Source organism: Streptomyces sp. MB09-02B, assembly GCF_033794485.1.
Lineage (GTDB): Bacteria > Actinomycetota > Actinomycetes > Streptomycetales > Streptomycetaceae > Streptomyces.
In genome coordinates, this window is the sequence record NZ_JARGEE010000335.1 from 1 (window position 1) to 10,151 (window position 10,151).

Annotated in this window: 9 protein-coding genes; 4 read left to right on the top strand and 5 right to left on the bottom strand. The window is 71.3% G+C overall.

Annotation, left to right across the window (positions count from 1 at the left end; genetic code table 11):
- Nucleotides 1-186 precede the first annotated feature (186 nt).
- The 4 genes from P1P70_RS33280 to P1P70_RS33295 form a co-directional block, all read right to left on the bottom strand.
- Entirely contained in the window at nt 187-426 is a 240-nt protein-coding gene (locus P1P70_RS33280) for a chaplin family protein (protein WP_319244447.1), read from the bottom strand.
- A gap of 224 nt (nt 427-650) precedes the next feature.
- The gene (gene chpE, locus P1P70_RS33285) at nt 651-899 is read right to left on the bottom strand and encodes a chaplin ChpE (protein WP_033529228.1); all 249 of its coding nucleotides are present in this window, start codon (nt 897-899) and stop codon (nt 651-653) included.
- A 157-nt stretch (nt 900-1,056) separates the two neighbouring features.
- Nucleotides 1,057-1,698 carry a response regulator transcription factor gene (locus tag P1P70_RS33290; protein WP_319244449.1) on the bottom strand — a complete coding sequence of 214 codons (642 nt, stop codon included), beginning with the start codon at nt 1,696-1,698 and terminating at the stop codon, nt 1,057-1,059.
- Nucleotides 1,691-2,836, bottom strand: a complete 1,146-nt coding sequence (locus P1P70_RS33295; protein ID WP_319244451.1) for a GAF domain-containing sensor histidine kinase — start codon at nt 2,834-2,836, stop codon at nt 1,691-1,693. Before P1P70_RS33295 ends, P1P70_RS33290 begins: the two co-directional genes overlap by 8 nt.
- A 283-nt stretch (nt 2,837-3,119) precedes the next feature.
- Between P1P70_RS33295 and P1P70_RS33300 the strand changes: the two genes are divergently transcribed.
- The 3 genes from P1P70_RS33300 (at nt 3,120) to P1P70_RS33310 (ending at nt 5,868) form a co-directional block, all read left to right on the top strand.
- Nucleotides 3,120-3,815 carry an SDR family NAD(P)-dependent oxidoreductase gene (locus P1P70_RS33300; protein ID WP_319244453.1) on the top strand — a complete coding sequence of 232 codons (696 nt, stop codon included), beginning with the start codon at nt 3,120-3,122 and terminating at the stop codon, nt 3,813-3,815.
- Nucleotides 3,812-4,885: an S-adenosylmethionine:tRNA ribosyltransferase-isomerase gene (locus P1P70_RS33305; protein ID WP_319244455.1), complete on the top strand. Its 1,074-nt coding sequence runs from the start codon at nt 3,812-3,814 to the stop codon at nt 4,883-4,885. The genes P1P70_RS33300 and P1P70_RS33305 overlap by 4 nt, the downstream gene beginning before the upstream one ends.
- Before the next feature lie 314 nt (nt 4,886-5,199).
- Nucleotides 5,200-5,868 (top strand): transglycosylase SLT domain-containing protein, encoded by a 669-nt coding sequence (locus P1P70_RS33310; RefSeq protein WP_319244457.1) that lies wholly within the window; start codon nt 5,200-5,202, stop codon nt 5,866-5,868.
- Between the two features lie 79 nt (nt 5,869-5,947).
- Here P1P70_RS33310 and P1P70_RS33315 read toward each other — a convergent pair whose 3' ends face one another.
- A complete protein-coding gene (locus tag P1P70_RS33315) occupies nt 5,948-8,467 on the bottom strand; it encodes an FHA domain-containing protein (protein WP_319244459.1) in 2,520 nt (839 codons plus the stop codon).
- A gap of 241 nt (nt 8,468-8,708) precedes the next feature.
- On the opposite strand from P1P70_RS33315, the gene P1P70_RS33320 reads away from it, so the two are divergent.
- Nucleotides 8,709-10,151, top strand: a 1,443-nt coding sequence (locus P1P70_RS33320; RefSeq protein WP_319244461.1) for a streptophobe family protein, incomplete at its 3' end; no start/stop codon positions are given.

Here is a 10,151-nt window from a genome sequence, read left to right on the forward strand (position 1 = left end):
GGTCATATTTTTTTAAGAGACAGGGCTGGGCCCCTGGCGGTGTGTTGCTCGGCGGCTGCGGCTGGGCGGGGCGGGGTTTCGCTCGCCGGCGCTTGCCGGGTGCCGCCTGCGCCCACCCGTGCCGCCCCTGCAGTAGCGGCACGACTGCCCGCAGCTGGGACGGCTGGATGGCTGGCGCGGCCGTGTTCAGTGGTTGGCGGTGATGTTGCCGAACGTCGGGTTGAGGGCGGCGATGAGGTTGGCGCTGAGACCCGCGACCGTGACGGGGACGTCAACGGGGACCTGGACGTCGAGGCCGGAGGCGACGCCCGGGGATCCCACCGCTGCGCTGTCGGCTACCGAGTCGGCGACGGCGGCGCCGGACGATGCGCCCGCGGCGAGACCGGCGGCGGTGACGGTCAGGGCGGCCTTCTTGGCGAAGTTCATGAGCTGCGTTCCTCCTGCGTCGTACGGGCCCGGCCCGCCCGCGGGCCGTGCGCTGATCAACGCCGGGCGGTCCGCGGTGGTACGCACGCGCGACGGGAAGGGCCCCTTCGGCGTATTGCGGCGATGGAACGACTACAGAACGAAAAGTATCCGGACAGAACCTGACCGGCCTCCCAGGGAGTGCCTGGAAGGCCGGTGGTCACTGGTGCTCCGGGGAGGAAACCTCAGTGGTTGACACCCAGGTTGCCAAAGGCCGGGTTCAGGATGCCGACGACGTTCACGCTGTTGCCGACCGCGTTCACGGGGATGTGGACCGGGGCCTGGATGACGTTGCCCGAGACGACGCCCGGCGAGCCGATGGCCTTGCCGTCGGCGTGCGCCCCGCCGTCGGTGGCGGAGGCCATACCGGCACCGGCGGCGACGAGGCCACCGGCCACCATCGTGACAGCGGCGGCCTTCTTCAGGTTCTTCACTTTGAGCCCTTCCTTGCGATCACTGCGGCGGTCGCACGCAGCACGCAATGAAGAACGCCGGGGGTCCCGGCAGGATGCGCCACCCGGGGGACATACACCCGACAGTATGAATCTCAGCCCGGAGCGGAACCCTCCGTGTTGCCGGACAATCCGCACATCATCCGGTCACATCATGGCGTACCGCCCACAGTGCGGCCTGGGTCCGGTCCGCCAGGTCGAGCTTCATCAGGATGTTCGAGACGTGGGTCTTCACCGTTTTCTCGGACAGCACCAGCGCTCGGGCTATCTCGCGGTTGGAGCGGCCGTCGGCGATCAGGCCGAGCACCTCGCGCTCCCGCTCGGTCAGCGAACCGCCTCTCCCCTGGCCGGAGTTGGCCTCCTCCTGGGACAGCAGGGCGTCGGCGACCTCCGGCTGCAGGAGGATGTGCCCGGCGTGCACCGAGCGGATGGCGCCGGCCAGGGCGTCGGGGTCCACGTCCTTGTAGACGTATCCGGCGGCGCCGGCGCGCAGGGCCGGGACGACCGTGCGCTGCTCGGTGAAGCTGGTGACGATGAGCACGCGCGCGGGGTTGGCCAGTTCGCGGAGCTTCCGGAGGGCCTCGACGCCGTCCATGCCGGGCATCTTGACGTCCATGAGCACGACGTCGGGCCGTAGTTCCTCGGCGCGGGCGACTCCCTCGGCGCCGTCGGCGGCCTCTCCCACGACCTCTATGTCGTCCTGCACCTCCAGGAAGGTGCGCAGGCCGCGGCGGACCACCTGGTGGTCGTCGACGAGCAGCACCTTGATTGCCTCAGCCACCGGGGACCTCCATCTCGATCGTGGTGCCCTTTCCGGGCGCCGATTCCACGGTCAGCCGGCCGCCGACCCCGCTGGCCCGGTCGCGCATGGAGACCAGGCCGAGGTGGCGTCCCGCGCGGCGTACGGCCTGGGGGTCGAAGCCGTCGCCGTCGTCCGTGATCCGTAGGACGGCTCCGCCGCCGTGCCGGTCCAGCGTGACGTCGACCCGCTCGGCCCCCGAGTGCCGCAGGGCGTTGTGCAGGGCCTCCTGGGCCACGCGCAGCATGGCCTCCTCCTGGGCGGCGGGCAGTGCGCGGGCACCTCGGCCGGAGAAGGTGACGCGGGCGCTGTGGGCGCGGTCCAGGACGTGGACCTGGGTGCGCAGGGTGGCGACCAGGCCGTCCTCGTCGAGCCCGGCGGGGCGGAGCTCGACGACCGCGGCGCGCAGTTCGTCCGCGGCTTCGGCGGCGAGGGCGGCGACCTGCTGGAGTTCGCCCTTGGCGCGGCAGGGGTCGCGGTCGACGAGGGCGGCGGCCGCCTGGGCGGTCAGGCGCAGGGAGAACAGCTTCTGGCTGACCGCGTCGTGCAGTTCGTGGGCAAGCCGGGAGCGTTCCTCGGCGATGGTCAGCTCGCGGCTGCGTTCGTAGAGGCGGGCGTTGGTGAGGGCGATGGCGGCGTGCTGGGCGAGGATCGACAGCAGGTCCTCGTCCTCCTCGGTGAAGCCGCAGCCGCCGTCGGGCTTGGGGCAGCGCTTGTTGGCGAGGAAGAGGGCGCCGATGACCTCGTCGCCGTCGCGGATGGGCAGGCCCAGGAAGTCGATCAGCTCCGGGTGGGCGCTGGGCCAGCCCTCGAAACGGGGGTCCTTGCGGACGTCGGCCAGGCGCTCGGGGGTGGCCTGGTGGAGCATCGCGGCGAGGATGCCGTGCTGGCGCGGGAGCGGGCCGATGGCCCTCCACTGGGCGTCGCTGACGCCGTCGACGACGAACTGCGCGAAGCCGCCGTGGTCGTCGGGGACCCCGAGCGCTGCGTACTCCGCGTCCAGCAGCTCGCGCGCGGAGGCGACGATCGTCTTGAGGACGTCGCGCACCTCCAGGTGCCTGCTCATGGCCAGCAGGGCGCTGCTCACCGCGGCGAGGCCGGACCGTGGACCTTGACTCATGACCTCACCGTACCGGCGGGGTCCGACACGGCGGATCGGACCGCCGGAGGCCTCGCCGGGGCCCTCGGACGTAGGTCCGGGGCCTACGACCGGTCCTAGGTCCCCGGGGCCGGGTCGGGCGGCCTTGGACGGGTCCTACGTCCGGGGGCCCGGCCCGGTGGCGTAGGGCGAAGGGCCCCGGGGCTCTGGTGCCCGCGTACGAGGCGGTGGGGGCGGTGCGGTTCCTACGTTGGGATCACCGCCGCCGGGTTCGAAGGCGGGCGAGGACGAGGGGACGGATGTCATGCCGGTTGCGATCATCACGGGGGCGTCGAAGGGGCTGGGCCGGGCACTCGGCGCGGCGCTGGCAGAGCGCGGGTGGGATCTGGTGCTCGACGCCAGGACCGCCGGGCCCCTGAAGGAGACGGCGGCGGAGCTGTCGGCGTACGGGACGCGGGTGGAGGCCCTGGCGGGGGACGTCACGGACGCCGGGCACCGGGCCGAGCTGGTGGCGGCCGCGCGGCGGCTGGGCGGGGTGGACCTGCTGGTGAACAACGCGAGCGCGCTCGGCGCCGAGCCGCTCGTACGGCTGGAGGGGCTGCCCCTGGAGGGGCTGAGGCGGGCGCTGGAGGTCAATGTGGTCGCGGCGCTGGGGCTGGTCCAGGAAGCGCTGCCGCTGTTGCGGGCCTCGGGGGCGGGCACGGTGATCGGCGTGAGCTCGGACGCGGCGGTCGAGGCGTACGGGACGTGGGGCGGTTACGGGGCCTCGAAGGCGGCGCTGGACCAGTTGTCGGCGGTGCTGGCGGAGGAGGAGCCGGGCCTTCGGGTGTGGGCCGTCGATCCCGGCGACATGGGCACGGACCTGTACGCGGCGGCCGTACCGGACGACGACGAGCCGCGACCGGCGCCGGCCGGTGTGGTGCCCGCTTTCCTGCGGCTGCTCGACGAGCGGCCGGCCAGTGGCCGCTACGCGGCGTCGTCGCTGCTGGAGGGGCGATGACGACGGTGACGGTGCGGGTGCCGGAGGCGCTCCACGCGCGCGTGCCCGCCGAGCAGCGCGGGCCGGGCCTCGACCGGGACGGCGTACGCCTGCTGGTCTCGCGGGGGACGGAGGTCTCGCACCACGCGTTCGCGGCGTTGCCGGGGCTGCTGGCGGCGGGCGATCTGCTGGTGGTCAACACCTCGCCCACGTTGGCGGCGGCGGTGGACGGGAGGATCGGGCACGCGCGCGTGGTGGTGCATTTCTCCACGCGGGGCGACGACGGGCGGTGGGCGGTCGAGCTGCGGGATCCGGACGGGCGCGGCACCACGCGCGCGCGTGCGGGCGGTCCGGCGGGGACGGAGGTGCGGCTGCCGCGTGACGTACGGCTGGTCCTGGAGGAGCCCCTGAGCGGGCGGGGGGAGCGGTTGTGGTGGGCCCGGGTGTCCTCGGCGGCCGTCGCCGGGCTGCTGCGGAAGCACGGGCGGCCGATCCGTTACTCCTACACCGAGCGGGACCAGCCGTTGTCGGTGTACCAGACGGTGTTCGCGTTGCCGTCCGAGGACGGGGCGGGCAGTGCGGAGATGCCGAGTGCCGGGCGGCCGTTCACGGCCCGGCTGGTGGCGGAGCTGGTGAGCCGGGGGGTGCAGTTCGCGCCCGTCTCGTTGCACACCGGGGTCGCGTCGGCGGAGGCGCACGAGCCGCCGTACCCGGAGCGGTTCGCGGTGCCCGAGGCCTCGGCGCGGCTGGTCAACGCTGCGCGGGCGGGTGGTGGACGGGTCGTCGCGGTGGGGACGACGGCGGTGCGGGCCGTGGAGTCGGCGACCGGGTCCGACGGCGTCGTACGGGCCCGGGAGGGCTGGACGGATCTGGTGGTGACGCCGGAGCGCGGGGTGCGGGTGGTCGACGGGCTGCTGACCGGGCTGCACGAGCCGGAGGCCTCGCACCTGCTGATGCTGGAGGCGGTAGCGGGGCGGGCGGCGATCGACCGTGCGTACGGGGCGGCGATCGAGGGGCGGTATCTGTGGCACGAGTTCGGGGACGTGCATCTGATCCTGCCGGAGAGAGCACCTCACACAGAGCATTGCTGACGCAACCGAACGTGAACAAACCGCCGGGGTGATGTGAGGCCCCCCATAGGGCCCACATCACGTACGAAGAAGCCTAGGAGATGTATACGGGCGGTATGAGCGGGAAGGACGGGGTGGTCTGTCCTATTTTGCCGGTTCCCGTTCAACTAAGTGGCATCGTACGTCACACCTTTGCCACCCGATTTTGCGGCCGCTAAGAATTGCTGCTGTCGCTCGGCGCCGCGGGTCATCCCGTGGCGTTTGTGCTGGAAGAGCTGTGTCCCCCACCTGGCACGCAGAGCGACCTCCGCGCTATTCGAAGAGGTCCATCACTCATGCTCAAGAACGCCAAGATCCCCGGCCACAGTCTCGCGCTGACCAAGACCCACAAGCTCTCGTTCGCCGGAGTGGCCGCGTTCGGTGCCGCCGCCCTCGCGTTCTCGCTGGTGCCGGCCGAGGCTCAGACCGCCACGCAGACGGTGTCCGCGGCTCCGGCGGCGTTCAGCCAGAACCCGGCCCCGGCCGCGAAGGCCAGCGTCACGAACCAGGCCGCCGACGCCGACAAGAAGGCCGCCGCCGCTGCCGCGAAGAAGAAGGCCGAGCAGGAGCGCGCGAAGAAGGAGGCCGCGAGCCGGTCCGCCAAGCGCGCCGCCCAGGTCAAGGCCGCCGCCGCCAAGTCGTACCCGGACAACCTCGACGGCTGGATCCGCGAGGCGCTCGACATCATGAAGAAGCACAAGATCCCGGGCACCTACCACGGCCTGCACAAGAACATCATGCGGGAGTCCTCGGGCAACCCGAACGCCATCAACGACTGGGACATCAACGCCCAGAACGGCGTCCCGTCGATCGGTCTGCTGCAGGTCATCAAGCCGACCTTCGACGCCTACCACGTGCCGGGCACGAAGAAGAGCCAGTACGACCCGGTCGCCAACCTGACGGCCGCCGCGAACTACGCCGCCGACCGCTACGGCTCGATCGACAACGTCAACAGCGCGTACTGAGGCCCGCGCGGGACCTCTGAGAACGTGGAAGGGCGGCACCCGGTGCGGGTGCCGCCCTTCGTGCGTCACTGCCCGTGGACTACTTGCGCATGACCTCGGGCTCGTGGCGGCGCAGGAAGCGGGCCACGAGGAAGCCGCAGATCACGCCGAGCACGATGAGGGCGATCATGTCGAGGCTGTAGGCGCCGACCGTGTGGTCCCACAGCGGGTCGGTGTCGCCGGCCTCCTTGGGCGGGCTGATGTTGTTGAAATCCAGCGTGGCACCGGCGGCGGCGACCGCCCAGCGCGACGGCATCAGGTACGAGAACTCGTTGACGCCGGGGCTGCCGTGCAGGGCGAAGAGGCAGCCGGTGAAGACGACCTGGATGATCGCGAACATGACCAGCAGCGGCATCGTCTTCTCGGCGGTCTTCACCAGCGAGGAGATGACCAGGCCGAACATCATGGACGTGAAGCCGAGCCCCATGATCGGGATGGACAGTTCGAGCATCACGGCGACCTTGCCGTCGCCGAAGATCAGCGCCTCGTCCGGGATGGTCCGGCTGGAGAACCCGATCGCGCCGACCATCGCGCCCTGGAACACGGTCACCGCGCCGAGCACGATCACCTTGGACATCAGGTACGCCGAGCGCGACAGGCCGGTGGCCCGCTCCCGCTCGTAGATCACCCGTTCCTTGATCAGCTCTCGGACGGAGTTGGCGGCTCCCGCGAAGCACGCGCCGACCGCGAGGATCAGCAGCACCGTGGTGGCCGTGCCGTTCGGGATGGGCAGGTCGGTCGCCGGGTTGATCTTCCTGACCAGCAGGTCCTTGTCCGGGTCGATGAGCAGGCTCACCGCGCCGAGGACGGCCGGCAGGATCACCGTCAGCGCCAGGAAGCCCTTGTCGGAGGCGATGACGGAGACATAGCGCCGGACCAGGGTGCCGAGCTGGGAGAACCAGCCCTGCGGCTTCGGCGGACGCATCGCCTGCGGCGGCGGCATGTGCACCGACTGCGGGGCGACGGCGTCGATGTCCGCGGCGTACATCTGGTAGTGCTGCGAGCCCTTCCAGCGGCCCGCCCAGTCGTAGTCGCGGTAGTTCTCGAAGGCGGAGAAGACGTCGGCCCAGGTCTCGTAGCCGAAGAAGTTCAGCGCCTCCTCGGGCGGACCGAAGTACGCCACCGAGCCGCCCGGGGCCATCACCAGCAGCTTGTCGCAGATGGCCAGCTCGGCCACCGAGTGGGTGACCACCAGGACCGTACGGCCGTCGTCGGCGAGGCCGCGGAGCAGCTGCATGACGTCGCGGTCCATGCCCGGGTCGAGGCCGGAGGTCGGCTCGTCCAGGAAGATCAGCGACGGCTTGGTCAGCAGCTCCAGGGCGACCGAGACGCGCTTGCGCTGGCCGCCGGAGAGCGAGGTGACCTTCTTGTCCTTGTGGATGTCGAGCTTGAGCTCGCGCAGCACCTCGTCGATGCGGGCGTCGCGCTCGGCGGCCGTGGTGTCGGCCGGGAAGCGCAGCTTGGCCGCGTACTTGAGGGCCTTCTTGACGGTCAGCTCCTTGTGCAGGATGTCGTCCTGCGGGACCAGACCGATGCGCTGCCGCAGCTCGGCGAACTGCTTGTACAGGTTCCGGTTGTCGTAGAGGACGTCGCCCTGGTTGGCGGGGCGGTAGCCCGTGAGCGCCTTCAGCAGGGTCGACTTGCCGGAGCCCGAGGGGCCGATGACCGCGATGAGTGACTTCTCCGGGACCCCGAAGGAGACGTCCTTCAGGATCTGCTTGCCGCCGTCGACGGTGACCGTCAGATGGCGCGCGGAGAAGGAGACGTCACCGGTGTCGACGAACTCTTCCAGACGATCGCCGATGATACGGAACGTCGAGTGGCCGACGCCGACGATGTCGTTCGGGCCGAGGAGGGCCGAGCCGCCCTTGGCGATCGGCATGCCGTTGACGAACGTGCCGTTGTGCGAGCCGAGGTCACGGATCTCGAAGCGCCCGTCGGGCGTCGCGTGGAACTCGGCGTGGTGACGCGAGACCTGGAGGTCGGAGACCACCAGTTCGTTCTCCAGGGCACGACCGATGCGCATGACACGGCCGAGCGACAGGTGGTGGAACGTGGTCGGGCTGCGGTCGCCGTAGACCGGCGGCGCCCCCGCGCCACCACCGGGGCCCTGCTGCGGGAAGCCCTGCTGCTGCGGGACCTGTGCCGCCGGCGGCTGCTGCCAGCCCGCCTGCGGTGCCTGCTGCTGCGGGCTCTGCTGGCCGGCGTATCCGGCGCTCGCGCCCTGTGCCGCGTACGGCTGCTGCTGGGGCTGCGCGACGGACGCGGCGGTGCCGGAGAGGCTGAGTCTCGGGCCGTCGGTCGCGTTGCCGAGGTGTACGGCCGAGCCGGGGCCGATCTCCAACTGGTGGATCCGCTGCCCCTGCACGAAGGTGCCGTTGGTGCTGCCGTGGTCCTCGATCACCCAACTACGGCCGCCGAAGCTGATCGTGGCGTGACGCCAGGACACCCTGGCGTCGTCGAACACGATGTCCCCCTGCGGATCACGTCCGAGGGTGTATGCCCTGGACGGATCGAGCGTCCAGGTTTGTCCGTTCAATTCCAGTACGAGTTCCGGCACTCCATGCCCCACTGAGTTGTCCCCCGAATTACCCCCAACACAGGGAGTCTAGGGATGTCGAACATCGGGGGGAACTATTTCAGGCTCGACCCCCTGACCGAAAGTCGGGCCTTGTGAAGAGAACGTACGGGGGCATCTCCCCGTCCCGTTGACGGGGTTGAAACCGGGCCGGAGAGTGGTAATCCCACGCGAGGGGGACATCAGCGGTGCAACGCCGCGATGCGGATCGGGGGGTCCGACCATGAGCGACCGGTATGTCGACCAGGGCAGGCGCGTGCCGTGGGGGGATGTGGTGTTCTCCGCGATCGCCGCCGTGAGCTGGGCGTTGATCGGCATGGCGGGTGTGGCTGCGCTCGGTCTGCATCTGCTGGAGGCCGACGCGGCGGGCGAACTCGGGCCCATGACGGCGGCGGTTGTGGCGCTCGGGGCGGGTGGGTCGGTGACGCCGTCCGGCGATGTGTCCGTGATGGGCCTGGAAGGGGTGCAGTCGACCACGGCCATCGAGATCACGCCACTGGGTGTCAGCCTCGTGGGTGCGCTCCTGCTGGCCTGGTTCTTCCTACGGTCCTTGCGTGGCACGGGAGTTGTCGTCCGGCCGGTGGAACTCCTCGCGCGCGTCGGCACGGTGCTCGCGCTGTTCGTGGGGTTGATGGGTGGTCTGGCCTGGGCCGGGAACGCCGTCATCACCCTCGACGGCAGCCGACTGGGCATCGACGAACAGCTGCCGGGCGGCGGCGACCTCGACAACGTCGAGATCCCCGGGCTCGGCGACCTCGGTGACCTCGGCGGCGGTCTGCTGCCGGACCGGCTCGGCGACCTGGCCTCCGCCGACGCCCGGGTCGGCTTCACGGTCGACGCCGTGCCGACCGTGCTCGGCGGCCTGACCTGGTGCCTCGGCGTGCTGCTCATCGCCCTGCTGGCCTCGCGTCGCACTCCCCTGCCGCCCGGACTCGACGTCGTGCACCGGGTCGTACGGCCGGCTGTGTCCGCCGTGGTCACCGTGCTCCTGGTGGCGGTCCTCGCCGGGCTCGCGGCGGCGGTGTACGCCGCGATCGGCGACCCGAATCCCCGGCGGATCGCGGGCGCAGCCCTCCTCGGCGCGCCGAACGGGGTCTGGCTGGGCGTCCCCCTCGGTCTCCTCGTCCCCTGGGACGGCAGCGCGACCGGGACCTTGGCCGATCTCCTGCCCGACCCGCTCGGTGAACTGCTGCGCGTCGACGCGAGCGAACCCGTCACCCTCGGCCGTCTGGCCGAACTGGACGGTCGGCTCTGGCTGCTCGGCCTGGCAGCCGCGCTGATGATGTTGTACGCGGGGGTCCTGACCGCCGTGCGTACGCCGTTCGTACGGGGGCTGGCTGCCACGGCTGCCGGGGGTGCGTCCGGTGCCGATGTACGGGGCGGGAACGTGCTCGGCTTCATGGGGCGCTGCGCGCTTCGGCTCGGGCTCGCGACGGCGGTGGCACTGCCGCTGCTCGTGTGGTTGACGGAGGTGTCGGTGGACGCCTCGCTGGCCCTGTTCGGGATCGACGCGTTCGACGCGGGAGTGGAGCTGCGCGGGCGGGCGACGGCGGCACTGGTGCTGGGCGCGCTGTGGGGTGCCGGGGCGGGGGCCGCCGGTGCGCTGCTGGCCTGCGCGACACGGGCGGCCGGGCTGCGGGGGTCGCCGTTGGGGCGGGGGGACGGG

Excerpts from the sequence above, each read along its gene's own strand:
- P1P70_RS33280 (WP_319244447.1), bottom strand. The coding sequence starts at position 426 with ATGAACTTCGCCAAGAAGGCCGCCCTGACCGTCACCGCCGCCGGTCTC.
- P1P70_RS33295 (WP_319244451.1), bottom strand. The coding sequence starts at position 2,836 with ATGAGTCAAGGTCCACGGTCCGGCCTCGCCGCGGTGAGCAGCGCCCTG.
- P1P70_RS33300 (WP_319244453.1), top strand. The coding sequence starts at position 3,120 with ATGCCGGTTGCGATCATCACGGGGGCGTCGAAGGGGCTGGGCCGGGCA.
- P1P70_RS33305 (WP_319244455.1), top strand. The coding sequence starts at position 3,812 with ATGACGACGGTGACGGTGCGGGTGCCGGAGGCGCTCCACGCGCGCGTG.
- P1P70_RS33310 (WP_319244457.1), top strand. The coding sequence starts at position 5,200 with ATGCTCAAGAACGCCAAGATCCCCGGCCACAGTCTCGCGCTGACCAAG.